Annotated in this window: 19 protein-coding genes; 9 read left to right on the top strand and 10 right to left on the bottom strand. The window is 42.9% G+C overall.

The features are described from left to right. Positions 1 to 126: 126 nt before the first annotated feature. The 6 genes from PN447_RS14685 to PN447_RS14660 form a co-directional block, all read right to left on the bottom strand. Positions 127 to 309: a hypothetical protein gene (locus PN447_RS14685; RefSeq protein ID WP_334311108.1), complete on the bottom strand. Its 183-nt coding sequence runs from the start codon at positions 307 to 309 to the stop codon at positions 127 to 129. A gap of 1 nt (position 310) precedes the next feature. Continuing rightward, positions 311 to 1,714, bottom strand: a complete 1,404-nt coding sequence (locus PN447_RS14680) for an amidase (protein ID WP_271763776.1) — start codon at positions 1,712 to 1,714, stop codon at positions 311 to 313. A gap of 194 nt (positions 1,715 to 1,908) precedes the next feature. Further along, positions 1,909 to 2,736 carry a type I methionyl aminopeptidase gene (gene map, locus PN447_RS14675; protein ID WP_271763775.1) on the bottom strand — a complete coding sequence of 276 codons (828 nt, stop codon included), beginning with the start codon at positions 2,734 to 2,736 and terminating at the stop codon, positions 1,909 to 1,911. Between the two features lie 95 nt (positions 2,737 to 2,831). Beyond that, positions 2,832 to 3,344 carry a plastocyanin/azurin family copper-binding protein gene (locus tag PN447_RS14670; RefSeq protein ID WP_271763774.1) on the bottom strand — a complete coding sequence of 171 codons (513 nt, stop codon included), beginning with the start codon at positions 3,342 to 3,344 and terminating at the stop codon, positions 2,832 to 2,834. Positions 3,345 to 3,453: 109 nt separating this feature from the next. Continuing rightward, a complete protein-coding gene (locus PN447_RS14665) occupies positions 3,454 to 3,882 on the bottom strand; it encodes a VOC family protein (RefSeq protein WP_271763773.1) in 429 nt (142 codons plus the stop codon). Between the two features lie 52 nt (positions 3,883 to 3,934). After that, complete coding sequence (locus PN447_RS14660; protein ID WP_442867101.1) at positions 3,935 to 4,444, bottom strand: TIGR02652 family protein; 510 nt, start codon at positions 4,442 to 4,444, stop codon at positions 3,935 to 3,937. Positions 4,445 to 4,686: 242 nt separating this feature from the next. On the opposite strand from PN447_RS14660, the gene PN447_RS14655 reads away from it, so the two are divergent. The 3 genes from PN447_RS14655 (at position 4,687) to PN447_RS14645 (ending at position 6,900) form a co-directional block, all read left to right on the top strand. Next, positions 4,687 to 5,217, top strand: a complete 531-nt coding sequence (locus PN447_RS14655; protein ID WP_271763771.1) for a gamma carbonic anhydrase family protein — start codon at positions 4,687 to 4,689, stop codon at positions 5,215 to 5,217. 185 nt (positions 5,218 to 5,402) lie between these two features. After that, positions 5,403 to 5,528, top strand: coding sequence for a photosystem II protein Y (locus PN447_RS14650; protein WP_271763770.1), 126 nt, complete (start codon positions 5,403 to 5,405; stop codon positions 5,526 to 5,528). A gap of 118 nt (positions 5,529 to 5,646) precedes the next feature. Further along, complete coding sequence (locus PN447_RS14645) at positions 5,647 to 6,900, top strand: bifunctional folylpolyglutamate synthase/dihydrofolate synthase (RefSeq protein ID WP_271763769.1); 1,254 nt, start codon at positions 5,647 to 5,649, stop codon at positions 6,898 to 6,900. 45 nt (positions 6,901 to 6,945) lie between these two features. Here the strand turns inward: PN447_RS14645 and PN447_RS14640 are convergent, their stop codons facing one another. Continuing rightward, on the bottom strand, positions 6,946 to 8,247 hold the full coding sequence (locus tag PN447_RS14640) for an ABC transporter substrate-binding protein (protein ID WP_271763768.1): 1,302 nt from the start codon (positions 8,245 to 8,247) through the stop codon (positions 6,946 to 6,948). A gap of 439 nt (positions 8,248 to 8,686) precedes the next feature. Between PN447_RS14640 and PN447_RS14635 the strand changes: the two genes are divergently transcribed. From PN447_RS14635 to PN447_RS14625, 3 genes are read left to right on the top strand one after another with little or no spacing between them, the layout of a single operon-like run. Further along, complete coding sequence (locus PN447_RS14635) at positions 8,687 to 8,980, top strand: HU family DNA-binding protein (RefSeq protein ID WP_200989291.1); 294 nt, start codon at positions 8,687 to 8,689, stop codon at positions 8,978 to 8,980. Between the two features lie 26 nt (positions 8,981 to 9,006). Then, positions 9,007 to 10,089 (top strand): threonine-phosphate decarboxylase CobD, encoded by a 1,083-nt coding sequence (gene cobD, locus PN447_RS14630; RefSeq protein WP_271763767.1) that lies wholly within the window; start codon positions 9,007 to 9,009, stop codon positions 10,087 to 10,089. 10 nt (positions 10,090 to 10,099) lie between these two features. Next, the gene (locus PN447_RS14625; RefSeq protein ID WP_271763766.1) at positions 10,100 to 11,530 is read left to right on the top strand and encodes a dihydrolipoyl dehydrogenase family protein; all 1,431 of its coding nucleotides are present in this window, start codon (positions 10,100 to 10,102) and stop codon (positions 11,528 to 11,530) included. Between the two features lie 5 nt (positions 11,531 to 11,535). Here the strand turns inward: PN447_RS14625 and PN447_RS14620 are convergent, their stop codons facing one another. Both PN447_RS14620 and PN447_RS14615 read right to left on the bottom strand, forming a co-directional pair. Next, a complete protein-coding gene (locus PN447_RS14620) occupies positions 11,536 to 13,290 on the bottom strand; it encodes a DUF3685 domain-containing protein (protein ID WP_271763765.1) in 1,755 nt (584 codons plus the stop codon). 166 nt (positions 13,291 to 13,456) lie between these two features. Then, positions 13,457 to 13,906, bottom strand: coding sequence for a Fur family transcriptional regulator (locus PN447_RS14615; RefSeq protein WP_271763764.1), 450 nt, complete (start codon positions 13,904 to 13,906; stop codon positions 13,457 to 13,459). Between the two features lie 279 nt (positions 13,907 to 14,185). Here PN447_RS14615 and PN447_RS14610 point away from each other — a divergent pair, with 279 nt between their 5' ends. Further along, a complete protein-coding gene (locus tag PN447_RS14610; protein WP_271763763.1) occupies positions 14,186 to 14,659 on the top strand; it encodes a CRR6 family NdhI maturation factor in 474 nt (157 codons plus the stop codon). 34 nt (positions 14,660 to 14,693) lie between these two features. Here the strand turns inward: PN447_RS14610 and PN447_RS14605 are convergent, their stop codons facing one another. Then, positions 14,694 to 15,650 (bottom strand): glycosyltransferase family 9 protein, encoded by a 957-nt coding sequence (locus tag PN447_RS14605; protein ID WP_271763762.1) that lies wholly within the window; start codon positions 15,648 to 15,650, stop codon positions 14,694 to 14,696. Between the two features lie 109 nt (positions 15,651 to 15,759). Here PN447_RS14605 and ispD point away from each other — a divergent pair, with 109 nt between their 5' ends. Together ispD and scpB are read left to right on the top strand one after the other, a co-directional pair. Then, positions 15,760 to 16,437, top strand: coding sequence for a 2-C-methyl-D-erythritol 4-phosphate cytidylyltransferase (gene ispD / locus PN447_RS14600; RefSeq protein WP_271763761.1), 678 nt, complete (start codon positions 15,760 to 15,762; stop codon positions 16,435 to 16,437). Positions 16,438 to 16,504: 67 nt separating this feature from the next. Further along, a complete protein-coding gene (gene scpB, locus PN447_RS14595; RefSeq protein ID WP_271763760.1) occupies positions 16,505 to 17,041 on the top strand; it encodes an SMC-Scp complex subunit ScpB in 537 nt (178 codons plus the stop codon). The last annotated feature ends 311 nt before the right edge of the window (positions 17,042 to 17,352 follow it).

The following is a 17,352-nucleotide window of genomic DNA, read 5'->3' as shown; positions in this document are numbered from 1 at the left end:
ACTGAATCCCATCGTTGTAATGTCTTGACTGACACCCCAATTTTCTTTGCAAACTCATGAGGTTTAAACATAAATACACTTATAGGTTTGTAGATAAGTGTATAGGTTTGTCTATTTAATTGTCAACTAGGCTACTACTCCACTGACTACAGCATACAATTTTTCTGGTAAGCGATCGCCCTCATGCAAAATCATCTCTCCTTTGCTGTATCCTTGCACCTGAGTGAAAGGTTGCAATTTTAACTTGTCTGCGGTTTCTAAACCTGCAAACACAATAATTTCTGAGAGTTGTGCTAACGATGCCTGCATGTTAACCTTGTGTTACCAAATTCGGTCGATGTTGAATCCAAGGGTTGGCTGCTTCTAATTGCGCAGCTAGACTAATTAAAGTGGATTCCGCCGCGGGTTTGCCAACTAGCTGTACACTAATAGGTAACCCATTAGTATCAAAACCCACAGGAATTGCTATAGCCGGTTGTCCCGTGGCGTTAGCAGCGGGACAAGGTGCTACCCAGTGAATAATTTTCTGGAATGTCTCTTCTGGAGTTAACTCAGCCCATTCCCCCACCCGAATGGGTGAACGTAAATATACAGGCAACACTAGTACATCTACGGTATCGAAAAACGCCACAATTTGCCTAGCTAAGATTTGCATTTGGGAAACCGCCCGGAGATACTCACCCACAGAACCTATGCGGGAGAAGAGAAAGCGATTCACCGGCTGTAATGCTTCCTGTGGTATTCCTGATGCAGCTACAGCACCTTGCCACACAATTTGAAATGGTTCTACTAACCCACTCAAATCAAGGGACTTCTCTTCTATAGTATGACCTAATTGTGCTAATAATTCTACTGTTTGCATTACCCCTTGCTGACAGTTAGCATCAGCTGATCCCAGGGGGGGGATAGTGGTACTAAAGGCGATGCGTAAATTACCGAGTTTCTCCGTGGTAGCGGCGAGGAAGGAAGTTTGAGGATCTGGTAACCAGTAAGGATCACCTGTGACATAACCAGACATGACATCTAAAAGGGCGGCTGCATCTGCTACCGTCCGGGCGATGGGTCCATTAGTACCAAGTCCAGCTACGGGACTTCCTACGGGTGCATGGGTGACTCTACCCCGTGATGGTTTTATACCCACTAAACCACAGCAAGCGGCGGGACCGCGAATAGAGCCGCCACCGTCGGAACCTTGGGCTATAGCACACAACCCCGCTGCTACCGCTGCAGCAGCACCGCCACTGGAACCGCCGGGGGTGTATTCTAAATTCCAAGGGTTTCTCGCTGGGGGAAATCCTGTAGGTTCGGTGTAAGGAAATGAACCTAGTTCTGAGGTGGCGGTTTTACCCAGGATAATAAATCCAGCTTGTTTAATGCGAGTGACTACGCCATCATCGTACTTAGGGATGTTTTGTAATAAAGCTGGACTCCCATAGGTACAGGGTACACCAGCCACGGCGTTGAGGTCTTTAATGGAAATGGGGACACCGAAAAATGGTGGTAGTTCGGAGGTGGTTGTTAATATTTCTGTTTTAGCCTGAGCATCTGCGATCGCTTGTTCTGCTGTGACTGTAAAATAACTTCCCAGTTGGGGGTTAAACTGCTCAATGCGGTTTAAATATAACTCTACTAATTCCAGGGGTGATACATCCCGACCACGAATCAGCTTGGCTAATTCTAGGGCTGGGGTAAAAGCTAAATCATTGTTATTCATATTTTGACTGATTAAAATATCTATTGATAATTGATAATGATATATAGCAATCCTAAATGATTCATGAACAATTTCTGTTCCCTGTTCCCTGTTCCCTGTTCCCTTTCCTCACTGATAATTTCTCAACTCAAATAGGAGACTATATATAACCTCCTAGTTTGTATTAGGGACAAAAGTCCCCAAAACTATGTATGTTAAACTTGGGTGCGGTCTGTTAAAATCTCGTAACCTGTTTCTGTCACTAAAACCGTATGTTCAAACTGGGCTGATAGAGAATTATCTACAGTTACAGCTGTCCACCTGTCAGACAATATTCTAGTATGCTTAGAACCTGCATTTAAAATTGGTTCAATTGCTAAAGTCATTCCTGCGCGTAGTTTCACATTTGGCATTTCCCGGGTGCGGTAGTTGAAAACTGAAGGTTCTTCGTGTAAATTCCGACCTACACCATGCCCTGTAAATCCTTCCACCACACTAAAACCATTACCTTTTACATGGTCTTCTATGGCTCCAGCTAAGTCAAGTAAATAAGCACCCGCCTTTACCTGTTCAATACCTTTATAAAGTGCTTCTTCTGCAACGCGGATGAGTTTAGCAGCATCTGGGGTGACATCTCCCACGGCGATGGTAATACAAGAATCACCATGAAAACCTTCGTAATAAGCACCGGTATCTACTTTTAACACATCCCCGGTTTGAATTACTTTCTTAGTGCTGGGGATACCATGGACAACTTCATGATTAATACTGGCACAAATGGAACCGGTAAAGCCATGATAGCCTTTAAAGCTGGGTGTAGCGCCCATTTCCCGGATGCGGTTTTCAGCGTAAGCGTCCAAATCAGCTGTAGTCATACCCGGCTTGACCATCTCAGAAATTTCTTTGAGTACGGTAGCTACAATTTTAGCTGATTGCCGCATGGTTTCAATTTCCCGGGGGGATTTAATTTCAATTCCCCGGTGTTGTTTTGGTGTGGTTTGGGGCTGAGTTTTTTGGGAGAGCAGGTTACTGAGAATGTTCATGGAGAGTTTAATAATTACTGATCACTAACTGATATGGCTATAAATTTAAGTTACCTTATTTTTAGCCAAGCCTGGTTTGCGATTGCTGTCATCAGTTACTGTATAGCAATTTCTCCTGTCATTCCTGCTGCTGTATGTCCGGCTATAGAACAGTTTAAGCTATATTTTCCGGGTTTGATGGGCACAAAGAACCATTCTGCTTCTGCACCCGGTTTGAGTTCTAGTTCATGAATTGCGCCTTTGACTTCTACTTTGCCAGCTTCGACTTTTTGCGTCCAGATACCATCAGCAAAATCTTTGGCTGTGAAATAATGTTTTAGTTGGCTGGGATTATTTAGGTGTAATAGATAGCGTTTACCCGGTACAAATTCTAAATGATCTGGTTCAAATTTGAGTTCATTAGCGGAATTACCTAAACTAATCGTAATTTCTCTAGCTGGCTGTTTAAGTAAATTATCTGTAAAATCAGCTGCGATCGCCTGGCTCTGAAGCGCAAAACCAAAGCACAGCAGCAAACATAGTACAGTGAACTGGCGAATTAAACGCAGTACATTAGGTAGAATTGGGTACAATATATTTTGATAAAATTCTGTAAATAACCGAGTCATTGAGTAGTTAAACCAAATTTTGCCAAGGGTATAATATATTAACTAATTTTCACAATCCTCGTTACAAAAAAACCAGAATAATTGTAGCATGGTTTAATACACCCTGTAACTAATCAAGTTGAGCCAGACAGCGAATAAATTCCAGGGGTAAACCATCGGTATCAGCAATAAAAGCTACCTCCCAAATGCGATCGCCTATTTGCTGCTGAGTGGGTTCTAAAAGTACTTTCAGGGGTGGTAACTTCTCCGCACGATTAACACGTGATTGTAAATTTGTCAACCATCCGGGTAAATCTGATGTAATTGTAGTTAAATCAAAAGACAGATGATAATAACCCACATAATGCTCATCGGTAAAAGTATCTGGTGCGGGTTTAGGTTGAGGAATTTGGATTAATTCGATTCTTCCCCCTAAACCTTCCATCCAACAAGCCAGAGTATAGCCTGTGGTGAAGCGCTCACAAACTGTAAACCCTAACAGTTCATAGAATGCGATCGCCCGATGAATATTAGCAGTGCGAATCGAAGCGTGATGCATAATTTAGTCATCCCTCCTCGTAGAGACAATTGATCAATTGTCTCTACATCTGTTACTCAAATAATCGGAAATAGGGATAGCGTACAGGTACACCAGGTTCCTTTTCCAGATCAAAATTAATCACATCCCAGCAGGGATCTTGGGAAGCATTGGGGCTAAAATCCACGGGTAAGCCATATAATCGTGCTGCGGTAGCTTCCGGGTCTCCAGAACGCCAAGGGGTGCTACGTTCTAGATAGCCACTCATCAATTCCTGATAACGTTGAGCAATAATTACCCGTGTTGCCCTGTAACCTTGAGTATACAGCTTATCCAATGCCTCGTGGATTTCAAAGCGAATGCCATCGGGATGGGTATGCTGTCTATACCATTCATTATTCCAGCGTCGCCAATGACGACCAGACTGGAGGTGAACTAACTCTCCATTTTTAGGGTTGGCCTCAAAAGCACCATGACGCGGACACAAATAAGTATCTGTGAGTGTCAGAGCCGGAATAGACTGACGACAGTGGGGACACTGAATGTCAGGGCCAAATATAGGGTACTGCAAGCCTGGGTTCATCATGAAGTGCATAAAAACATATTTTCGTTTTCACCAGCACCAGCGAGTTGGATTTGACACTTCGGCTCCTCTATTGTCGAGGCTTGCTCATTGCTGCAAAGAAACCGAGTTTCAGCGTAAACAATCTTCACTAGCATCTGACTCAGATGAGAGAGCTGACACTGTGATATTCTGGTTGTGCAGCAAGCCTCAAACTTTAGAGCTTCTCCAGTGTTCGGTGGGTACCATATTCATATTCTATCGTGTCTACAACTTCTTACTGGCCATCTCCCGATTTTTCTCAAGCAGCTTTCATCGCTGCTAATGCTATGGTTATAGGTTCGGTAAACATTCAAGCCGGGGCCAGCATTTGGTATGGTGCAGTAGTTAGGGGAGATGTAGAACGCATTGATATTGGGGAATGTACAAACATTCAAGATGGGGCAATTTTACATGGTGACCCTGGTTTACCAACAATTCTAGAACATCATGTCACTATCGGCCATCGCGCCGTGGTACATTCAGCCCACATTGAATATGGCTGCTTGATTGGCATTGGTGCAATTATTTTAGATGGGGTGAGAGTGGGTCATGGTAGCATCATTGGTGCTGGCGCGGTAGTAACTAAGAATGTCCCCCCTCGGTCTCTAGTGGTCGGTGTTCCTGGTAAGGTATTGCGCCCAGTTCCAGAAAACGAAGCCGCAGAACTGATAGAACACGCAGAACGTTACAAAAAGTTAGCTTTAGTTCATGGCGGAACAGGAAATGATCTTGGTTTTGCTCACCAGAAATAGTGCCAAAGATTGTAATATAACTATATATTGGTGATTAGCCTGAAGGCAGCAATGCTTAACATGATTGCAATCCCCGCTGAAACTTGTAATCCCATGGGACTAGCAAAATTTGCCAATTAGGTTAAAAATAAACATGAGAACAGTTCATAAAACTTTAATTTTCACTTAAACGAGGAGTTCTAGATATGGATATCGATTACCGTATAGTCATCGTTCTTGCACCCATTGTCATTGCTGGTAGTTGGGCTGCATTTAACATTGGTGCTGCAGCTTTAAGACAAGTACAAAACTTTTTGAACAAAGAAGCCTAAGTTTAAACAAAATTATCGATAAAATCGGCTGTTTCCCTAATTCAGGACAGTCGTTTTTTGGGGGGTAAATGGGGTATTTGACCCCTTCCCTCATATACCTTGTCGTTCTCATCTGTTTGTGGATATAAATTCTTTACTAAAACCGTTTCAGCATTTTGGCGTTAATCTGGGACTCTCCCGCATTATCAAACTATTGGCTAACCTGGGTAACCCCCATCTGCAAGTTCCGGTAATTCACGTTGCTGGTACTAATGGTAAAGGTTCTGTTTGTGCTTATCTTCACTCTATACTCACTGAAGCTGGTTATCAGACTGGCTGTTATATCTCTCCTCATTTAGTTGATTGGACGGAACGCATTTGTATTAATAAACAGCCAATTACTAGTGAGAAGTTCAGCCAATTAATCTTACAAGTCCAAGATGCTATTCAAGCTGATGATGAGTACCCAACCCAGTTTGAAGTGATTACCGCCGCTGCTTGGTTGTATTTTGCTCAAGCTCAAGTTGATGTCGCAGTCATAGAAGTGGGTTTGGGGGGGCGCTTGGATGCGACCAATGTTTGCTCAGATCCATTAGTAACTATAATTACATCTATTAGCCGGGAACATTGGCAGCAATTAGGTCCGACTGTGGCGGATATTGCTAGGGAAAAAGCAGGTATTATTAAACCGGGGTGTCCGGTTGTGGTGGGGAAATTGCCCCCAGATGCCCAAAAAGTTGTGCGATCGCGTGCCGAAGAATTACAATCCCCTTATATTGCGCCAAAATCTGCTCATGAAATCTCCCCCGGATGGGCTGAATATGAAACTCAGGTAAACTCCTCGGTTATTAAATATCCTCTCCCATTACAGGGGCAAATTCAACTAAATAACTCAGCCTTAGCTTTAGCTGGTGTAGAAATTCTGCAAAACCAGGGTTGGAAGATTTCCCCAGAAGCGATTGTTAACGGGATGAGTAAAACTCAATGGCCCGGACGAATGCAATGGGTGAGTTGGAAAAACCACAAATTATTAATTGATGGCGCTCATAACCCCGCAGCTGCTCAAGCATTAAGAGATTATGTAGACAGTTTACACACCCCTGGGTTAACTTGGGTGATGGGAATGCTTTCTACTAAAGAACATGGAGATATTTTTCAAGCCTTACTGCGATCGCACGACCGATTATATCTAGTTCCAGTCCCAGATCATAGTTCAGCCAACCCCAGAGAATTAGCCCAAATAGCTGTTGAAATTTGTCCAGAATTGTCCAGATGTGAAACCTATCCAGATTTAACATCCGCCCTAGACGCAGCTATTAATGACAAAAATAATCAAGTTGTTTTGTGTGGTTCTCTCTACTTAATCGGTCATTTTTTCAGACAGGGGAGATAGCTCCCCAGCTGTTGAACCAGTCGGGGATGTGGTTAAAATCTCAGACTAGAGCCTATTATTCCATTCTTGCGCCGCATCTTCTACAGCTTGCTCTACAGTTTTTTGACCTAACATAGCTGCTTGTAAATTTTCATAAATCGCCTTTTGTAGACGTTTAGAATCTTTCAAAGTTGGCGTTAAAATCTCCGCTTGTTGCAATTGTTTTGCACTAATCACCCTCGCCCGTTCCACTGTAGAAGCCGTATCAGGGACATTTTGAAAGTAACTATCTGCCAGTGCTTGTTTTGTGGATGGTAAAACATTAGCAGCTTTAGCAAAGGCTAGCTGATTCTCGTCATTGGTGACAAATAAAGTAAACTTAACGGCCGCATCGGGATGTTGACTAGCACGGGGGACAACTAAATTCATCACAGCCACATTCTTTTTACCAGTATCACCGGTAATTTGGGGTGCAATCGCGGAAGCCTTGGCAATTTGGGGAGCATTCCTAGCAATGGTATTGAGAAACTCAGGTCCGGAAGCTAAAAATGCCGTTTGTCCAGACTGGTATAAATCAATGCCATGGCGATGTCCTTGGGTTAAAGCCTCCCTGGGAAGTAACCCCTTTTGATATAAATTCACCCAATATTGAAAAGCTGCTTTACCTTCGGGAGAATTAAAAGCCGCCTTACCCTCCTCATTGACTAGGGTAACGCCCATTTGTACAAATGACTCCAACACCTCACCGGAATCTTGGGGTACAAAAGTGACAAAAAAGGCATATTTACCCGTCTGGTCTTTAATTTTCTGGGCGACATCTGCCAATTCTGTATAGGTTGACGGTACTTTATTGATACCTGCCTGTTGCAATAAATCAGTGTTATAAATATTTAGCCTGGTAGTCAAGTACCAAGGAATACCAAAACTTTTACCATTCAGGGTGCTAGCTTTCCAAATATTCGGTAGATAAGAAGAACGTTCTGCATCAGAAATTTTGGTATCTAAGTCTAACCAAGCATTTCTTCCCGCCAGTTGGGAAGCAAAAACTGGATTGAGATTGACCACATCAGGTGGTGTATTTGCTGAGACAGATGTTAAAATTTTGTTCTCCATTGCCGCCCAGGGCACATCAACCCAGTTGACCTTGATACCAGGATTTTCAGTTTCAAAATTAGCAATCAAACGTTGGAAATAGTCAGTAAATTGAGGTTGGAGTTGCATCGTCCAAAACTCAATAGTAGCTTCTCCTGCCGCAGTTGATTGCGTATTATTATCAATATTGACAGTATTACAACTTACTAAATAACTAGTAAGTAAGCCTACCAATGCCCAAATAACTAGTTGTTTGAATTTTCGCAATCGGATCATTTTAGCCTGATGATTACATTTGCAAGGGGTGAAAAAGTTGTCAAAATCAGTTGCTTAGTCTATCAAAAATTGTCAAGTATCAGTCAGTTGATCATGTTAATCTGCTCTTAACCCATAACCAGGTTGAGATCAAAAGCTGAAAAAATCTGTGGCATTTTTCAGTATTCCGGAAGTTTCTATGTATATTTTGTGGTTTAAATTTACTGAAAAAGCACAAAAAAAACCCGAAATCTATATAAATTAATGGTTTCATCTATCCAGTTCAGGCTACAACACCTTAGAATGATTCATTGAAAAGTGGATCTGATGGGATATACAGGTATTTCTAACATCAATAATCCCAAAGAGCGACTTTTCTAATTCTCTCTAGGGAGAATTAATCAAAGATGCCACACAGTGCAACTGTCTAGAATCTCAAGTAAAGATCAAGGAGTTTGATATGAACAAGGGTGAATTAGTTGATGCAGTGTCTGAAAAGGCTAGTGTTACTAAAAAACAAGCCGATGCTGTGTTAACTGCTGCTTTGGAGACTATTATTGAAGCTGTCTCTTCTGGGGATAAAGTAACATTAGTAGGATTTGGCTCCTTTGAATCACGGGAACGCAAGGCTCGTGAAGGTCGCAACCCCAAAACTAACGAAAAGATGGAAATTCCTGCCACTAGGGTTCCTGCTTTCTCAGCTGGTAAGCTGTTTAGAGAAAAGGTTGCACCCCCAAAAGAACCCAAAGAATAGATAACGTTTTAGGGAACCTCTTACTGATGCAGCAACCAGTTCACGGTGGAAATTTAGCCTGGGCGGCAGCACTAGCTGGCTGTCCACCTGAAGGTATTCTGGATTTTTCTGCCAGCATCAGTCCTTTGGGACCACCAAATAGCGCGATCGCGGCTATTTATTCCCAGATTAGTAATCTTAGGCACTATCCACAACCAGATTACAGTGAACTTAGAGTTGCTTTAGGAGGCTTTCATAAATTACCCTCTGAGTGGATTCTGCCCGGAAATGGTTCAGCGGAATTACTGACTTTAGCCGGGAGAGAGTTAGCGAATTTATCCGCAACATCCTTAGTTACTCCAGCCTTTGGCGATTATTACCGAACACTAACGGCATATAACGCTAACATCCTGGAGTTTCCCCTTTCTTTAACAACTGGACAATGGGAAATAGGAATAAATTCTGGTTCATATCCTTTATCTTCACCAGGAAGTTATGGATTATTGCTAAATAATCCTCATAACCCCACAGGGAGGTTATTCTACAGGGGGGCTATTTTGCCTTATTTAGAGCAATATTCCTTGGTGGTGCTGGATGAGGCATTTATGGATTTTCTCCCCCCCGATGAGGAACAAAGTCTCATTGGAATGGTGCAAGAATATCCAAATCTCGTAGTATTGCGATCGCTAACGAAATTTTACAGTCTCCCCGGACTGAGATTAGGCTATGCGATCGCCCACCCTGACCGTCTGGCTCAATGGCAATCATGGCGAGATCCCTGGCCTGTAAACACCCTAGCTGCTGCCGCCGCCATTGCCGCTATCCAAGATCAAGAGTTTCAAGAGCGCACCTGGAAATGGCTACCACAGGCACGAAACCAACTTTTTCAAGGTTTAACCTCAATTCCAGGTTTGCAGCCTCTAGAAGGCAGTGCTAACTTCCTACTAGTAGCATCACAATCATCAAGTTCTCAATTACAACAACAATTACTCCAGCATCACCAAATTTTAATTCGTGATTGCCTCAGCTTTAAAGAATTAGGCGATCGCTTTTTCCGGGTTGCTGTCCGTTCGGAGTCTGATAACCAACGTCTGCTCACAGCCTTATATTCCTTGACTGTTGACCATTGACCAATAACCAATGACAATTGATTACGACTTAGTAATTATTGGTGGTACTGTTGCCGGACGCTATGCAGCCCTAGTCGCAACCCAACTCAAAGCCACCGTGGCTTTAGTGGAGTCTCAAGTAAATTATGGCTTTAGTCAACATCAAGCCATCAGCCAAGTTGCTAAAATCCTCCATAACCTGAATGATGTTGCTGGCCGGGGAATTCACACCACACAACCATCACTCACCTGGACAGAAACCAGGTTGTATAGTCACGGTGTTATCGACCACATCCAAGCACAAACTTCTCTGGCTAACCTAGCCGCCCTGGGTGTAGATGTCATCCTTGGTACTGGTCAATTTCAATCCTTACCCCATTTAGCCTTTACCGTAAATCAACGCCTATTGCGGGGGCGTACCTACTTACTAGCCACTGGTTCTGTTTTGTACCATCCAGAAATTCAGGGATTACAACCTACTGGTTACTTGACATTATCTAATATTTGGCAGACTCTCAAACAACCAACCTTACCGCAAAATTGGGTAATTATTGGCGGTATTCCCCAAAGTATTGAAGTAGCCCAAACTCTGGCGCGGTTGGGTTGTAGTGTTACCTTAGCCGTGAAATCTGCATCTATTCTCCCCTCCGGCGACCCAGAAATAGCCCACCTGCTCCAAGCACAGTTAGAAGTTGATGGTGTGCGTGTCCTGACTCAAAAACCAGTAACTCAAGTCAAACTAATTGAGGGTAAAAAGTGGGTTCAGGTAGGAAATAAAGCTATTCAAACCGACCAAATCCTAGTAGCAACGGCACAGCAACCAAACCTAGATTACCTGAATTTAGGTGCTGTAGGTGTGAAATGGCGGCAACGTCGCTTACTGCTCAATGATAAATTACAGACTACTAATCCCCGTATTTACGCCTGTGGCGATGTGATTGGGGGTTATGATTTTCCCAATGTTGCTAATTATGAAGCGAGAATCGCTGTCAAAAATGCCTTGTTTTTTCCCAGATTTACAATCAATTATCGCTGCATTCCCTGGGGTCTCAATTCTCATCCCCGGTTAGCGGAAGTCGGTTTAACACAAGCCCAAGCAAAACGCCAATTTCGACCCGATGAGGTTTTAGTTTTACGGCAGTATTATAAATCAATCCCAGCTGCCCAACTCCGAGATGAAACTACAGGTATATGTAAGTTGATTGTACACCGCAATGGGGAAATTTTGGGAGCCTCCATATTGGGGGAGGAAGCGTCGGAGTTAATTAATATAATTGCTTTGGCTATGTCCCGAAAAATTCCCGTTAAACATTTAGCTTCCTTGTCTTGTGTCTATCCCAGCTTTGGCCAGATTATTGAAGATACAGCCACACAGTGGGGTCAGCAAAGGTTAAATACCAATCATGCTTTACAAGATTTTCTCGAAGGCTTTTTTCATTTCCGCCGCGACTGGAATTGGTAATCGGCTTATTTCGGTCGCTGACTATGACGCTTAAAGTTCTTTTCTGTTAGCGATACGCTACCAATTCCTTGGAGGATACCACGACCGATTAAACCTAAACCCCGTCCCACTATTTTAGTGAGCAAAAAAACAATACCGCTACCCACAATAGATAATAATGATTTTAACCGCGGCGCGATCGCATCTCGAAATTCTAGTACCAGTGTCACTAATAGGGGAATACCAGAAAGCTGGGCTAATTCCTGACCACGGGGGGCATAAATTGCAGTTTTGGCAATCCCACGCGGTGCTAATACAAATAGATCATAGGTACTTTCAAATATGGTTTTGGGCTCATTGATATACTTATTTAAACGGTATTTCCATGATAACTCATTGCGGAAGCGTTCTATTTCTCTTGTGGAAATTAAGCGGCTATCATAATAATTCTGTTTAATGTCTTCTACGTCTGCTAAAGAGTTGAGCAATGGTTGCACTACACTATTGGCTACCGAAATCAATAAATTTTCTAAAATTATTAATGCTTGGGATTTCGCATCAGGTGTCCCCGCTGGGTAGGTGGTATTATCAATATGCAAGTCTGTCTGGAATACTAAATAAGAAAATAACTCTACTACTAGGGGTATTTTATTAATTATCTCTGTTTGTACCACCCGATAATTTTGCAGCAATGAATCGACAACTTCTATGTTTTGGTTACCTACTTGTACGCGATAAAATTTCCCAAAGAAATCTGTAATTACTCCTTGCCATAAATCATATAATATTGTGTCTTTTAAGCTTTCTAATTGAGCGACGCTTACTTGAGGAACACGCAATTCATCTAGGTTTTGCGCCAGTTTTTGCAGAATTAAATACAGTAGTTCCCGTCTTTTATCTTCCCGAAAAATATCAATTTCTAAAGCCACATCTGTGACATTTTGTAAAGAAAATTGTAATTTATTCACACATACTGCAAATAAATCAGATTGTAGCGATCGCGGGCTAAGTAGAGGCGCTAAAGTAGGTTCTTCTTTTACCTTCAATCTCACATTCTCACTACTTAATACTGGAATTACAGCCGGTTTCTGCTGTTTGGGTTCTCTTTCCTGTGGCGAAACTAATAACCGACTGATTAACCAACGCGCCGCTAATAGTTCTCGTCTTTTTCCAGCCAGAACAGCTCGATCTATTAACGGTAGCCCAGGGATTTGTAATTGCGTCATCACTGCGCCTAAATCTGCTTCAATGTAAGCAACTCCCGACAAATACCAATTTTTTCGCACCCTAGCCAGGGGAAGAGTAGGTGATGGGGTGATGGAATAATCAGCAGTGGAATCAACGCTTCCCTGTGGAGGAAACCAATAACAACCACCATCTACTACTGCTTCCATAGCAGCGACTAATTCAGGAATAGGAGTACCTTTAGCACAGTAGCCATTAACGCCAGTAGCACGCACGGCTAACAGCAATCCTGGTTCTTGAACAGAACTCAGTAGGAAAATTGGTAGTTTGGGGTATTGGTTTTTGATTTGTTGACACAGTTGTAATCCTTGCTGCTGACTGGAAATAGAGCGACCATTACCTAATTCTAAAACTACCAAATTCAGTTGGTTGGGGTCTTTTTGAGCCAGTTCTGCTAGTATCTGCAAGGCCCTTGTATCTGTTTCTGCTTCCGATATTACTTGGATGTCAGGTAGTGTTGACAAAGCCACCCGTAGTCCTAACCGGAATATGGGGTCTTTCTCAATTAACAATAATTTCAGGGGTTTATGATTCATAAGATATAGTAGGCGGGAAACTCAGTCACAAACCGTACTGATATCGGCCGATGATGGAAACCCCCAAGTCCAGCTTTAACTATTGCAGCCCTCCTGAGTATGACATTCTCGTGGGTTAATTGTCACGCCAATTCTGTGGGAATATTAGTGAAAATCCTGTTAAAAATTATTCTGGTTTTTGGGGATGGCGGTAACCATAAAAGTTAATACTGTATTCAGTAATCCTGACTCCTGTTTGTTTTTCCACCTCACGGATCAATTCTTCGGGTAGTTCTATATGCACATCCAGCAGTTGATTAGTATCAATACAGTTGACATGACTATGGGAATCACTGATATTACCGTATAAACGCCCGTCACAGCGTTCAATACACTCAATGATGCCCTGACTTGATAGGGCTTCTAAATTTTGATAAACAGAAGTGTGACCAATATCTTTACCTTGGTGGCTGAGACGATCATAAATTTCTCTAGCAGAAAGGTGTTCGTTAGCCTGCCACAGCAATTCTAAAATAAAGCGGCGCTGGCGACTGACGCGCATCCCCAAGAGTTGACACCTATCCAGGGCTTCCTCTAGGGAACGAATTGGTTTGGGAGAGATCCAGTGATTTTGCATAGTTAAGTTGGTTAACTATAAGGGTATTTTCCCGATTTTGTCTGGCTCTGGGAATTTACAATTTAATCTGGTGATTGTCCGTTGCTGATTAGGGTTTGTTTGATTACACTCTGCTCTTAAACAAACTCATTACAACTTTAACTTACAATTATAGCAAATGTCCAACCCTAGGCAGGTGTCAAGTTTGCCAAGTTAGACATACACAGGTAAAAAAATAACTGGGTGCAAATGTGCCATCACACCCAGCAAAGCTGGTGATTCTCGATCCTACTTTTGAGCATGACAATTACAATTCAAGTCGATACCGACCACGTTAACAATCTAGATATCTCACCTGCCTTGAAGGTGATTACGCAACTACTCGAAGACAAAGGTATGGCATCCTGGGAACAGCAGTTAAGCTTTAATATCCAATATGCCTTATCACCCGGAGATCCCCGGGAACTTTCAGAAATCCCAGAGTTGCGTCTATGGTTTGTCCGTTTAGATGCTAAATATCCCTGGTTACCATTTTTACTAGATTGGAAATCCGGGGAATTAGCCCGTTATACTGCCATGCTTGTACCACACCAATTCACTGCAAAAGAAGGTATTCAATATAACCCAGAAGCCTTGGAAATATTTCTCATGCACAAAATTTTTATATTAGGTGATTGGCTCAAGGAACAAGGTATCCCCAGCCCATCCCGGTTAAAGTCTATGGCGCAAATGCTGGGTTATGACCTAGATGATGAGTTGTTTGAGATGGTTTGAAAAGCCTACACCTCTTGAGAGGTGTAGGAGGATTTTAGCCGCCCCAAATTTTCTGCAAAACTATTTGGGGTGAAATATCTGCTAATTGTGCCGTTGGTGATTTAATCGCCAGAAACTTATCATTTTTGGGCAACACCAGTTCTGGATCTGTAGAGCCAAACAGGGCAATAGTATAAGTTTGCACTGCTACACTTAGATGAAGTAGTGGATCATCAGTAGATAACATCAAACTTGCTCCCCCAATCATGGCAGTTAATTTGCCAATGTTATCAGGAGAAGTCAGCTTAATCCCAGTGGTTCTTTCCAGCAGTGATCGGCAAACCTGCTCATTTTCAGAGCCGCGAATCACCACCACAGGCAAATCCGGCTGCTTGTGTTGGCATTCTTGAATGATTTGCTCCCAGTGTTTTAGAGGGTAGAGTTGATCTGAACCTGTTTGAGAGATATCACTAGAACCAGCATGAACTAATATGTAGCCTGTGTCATTGATTCCCAAGCGTTTTTGTTCATTTTGTGACCAGTCAATATCTGGTTTAGGCACATTCACTGCTAACTCTGGGCAAGGGGTTTTAATCCCAAAGGGTTGCAGCAAATCGTGGTAAACTGCCGCCATGTACTGGTTGGGTTGGTATGGCACAGAATCAGTCAGAAAACCTGCTCCTTTGCCTTTGTAGCCAACGCGGGTAGGGATTCCAGTTAGCCACAGCAAAAGACCCATTAACCAACTTTCTCCCGGAGTGATCACCGCATCATACTCGCGATCGCGAATCATCCCCACGAAATTACTCCAATCAGCCAGACTATTGCGGTCTGTGTAATCAAAAGTCAGGACATCATTAACTGACTTGCTCACCCGGTAGGCAGCCTTTGACCGGGGTTCCACAACGACATCTAACTGAGCCTTAGGGTAATAACGCCTCAAGTCATCTAGAGTCGGGAAGAAAAGAATTTGGTCGCCAATTCCGCCAGGAACAAGGGCTACTACTCGCATAATATTTATTCACGCGTACTCGCTCTTATTTTAGGTGAATATAGTCATTAGTTATTGATTATTAGTCATTAGTCATTGATGATCAGTTATTAATTGATTGAGGTTTTCTGTGCATTTACTTATTCCATCGGCGGGAATCGGCAAAAGAATGGGAGGAACCCGCAATAAACTCCTCCTGCAAGTGCGATCGCAACCAATTATTGCTTGGACTCTCAAAGCTGCCGCAGCGGCCAGTACAATCAAATGGATAGGGATTATTTCTCAACCGGTTGACTGGCCGGACTTCAAGGCAATTGTCGCCGATCTAAACGTGACTAAACCAGTGGAATTTATTCCTGGCGGTCTCTCCCGTCAAGAATCAGTTTATAATGGCTTGCAGGCGCTTCCAGACACCGCAGAACACGTATTAATTCACGATGGGGCCAGATGTCTGGTGACACCAGACTTACTCAACTCATGCGCCCAAGCCATCCAAGAATGTTCTGGTTTAATTGCTGCAGTCCCAGTGAAAGATACAATTAAAGTCGTAGATAAGCATGGCATCATTCAAACTACCCCCGACCGTCAGCAATTATGGGCAGCACAAACCCCTCAAGGCTTTAATGTTAACTTATTAAAACAGTGCCACGCTCAAGGCCTTCGTCAAGGCTGGGAAGTCACCGATGATGCTGCTTTATTTGAAAGATGCGGTATTGAAGTCCGAATTGTCCCTGGAGAAGAGACAAACTTGAAAGTGACAACTCCCCAAGATTTGGCCATGGCTGAATTTATCCTCAGCCAACGATAATGGGGTGGACATTCCCCAGTGTCAAGGTGCGGGGATCTTTGATTCAATGACCAACGACTAATGACCAATGACTACAGCAACTAAGATAGAAGCGATTCTGTATTTAAAAGGTAAGCCTTTATCCCTGGGTGAAATCGCTGAGTATGCAGGGTGCGATCGCGCTACAGTCGAAGAGGGAATCATGGAACTAATGGATAATTATGCTCACAGAGATAGCGCCTTAGAAATCCTAGAAACCCCCAATGGTTACAGTTTGCAACTGCGCTCTGATTTTCATGACTTAGTACAAAAGCTGATTCCTGTAGAATTAGGATTAGGTGCATTGCGGACTTTAGCCGCCATCGCTTTGAATAACCCCATACTCCAAACTGATTTAATTGAACTACGAGGTTCAGGAGTATATCAACACGTACCGGAACTGGTGGAACTCGGATTTGTGAGGAAACGCCGAGACAATGATTCTCGCTCCTACTCACTACAAGTCACACCGAAGTTTTATCAGTATTTCCAAATTGAAAACTTGCCCCAAATCTTAGAACAGCAGCCCCCGGAAGAACAACTAGAACTAAACCACCAAACCCAAACAAGAGAGCCGCGCGGCTGATTGATATCTGTGTGTAGCCAGTTGTGAAGAACCGTCAAAGGATCACCCTAATTTAGGATTGTGAGCTAGTCCTAAGCTGACTATTTTATAGACAAAACTATACTTATGTTGACAACAATTGACATAAGTGAGTTAAGAAAATCGCCCACTTGATATATAATACGATATCAGGTATTGAATTAAGACTATTGCCAACGCGAAAACCAAGCAATGATAGCGGTAGTCTTTCTTGTAAATCTTAACTTGAGAAATATCGCGTCTGGCTAAGGCGTGCAAGTCTACTAAGGGATAACCGCTCCCATGCTCCCGTT

Origin of the sequence: Anabaena sp. CS-542/02 (assembly GCF_028331085.1) — a bacterium.
Classification (GTDB): Bacteria; Cyanobacteriota; Cyanobacteriia; order Cyanobacteriales; family Nostocaceae; genus Anabaenopsis; species Anabaenopsis arnoldii.
Note: the sequence above shows the minus strand (reverse complement) of the source record. Positions and strands in the feature narration are given on the sequence as shown.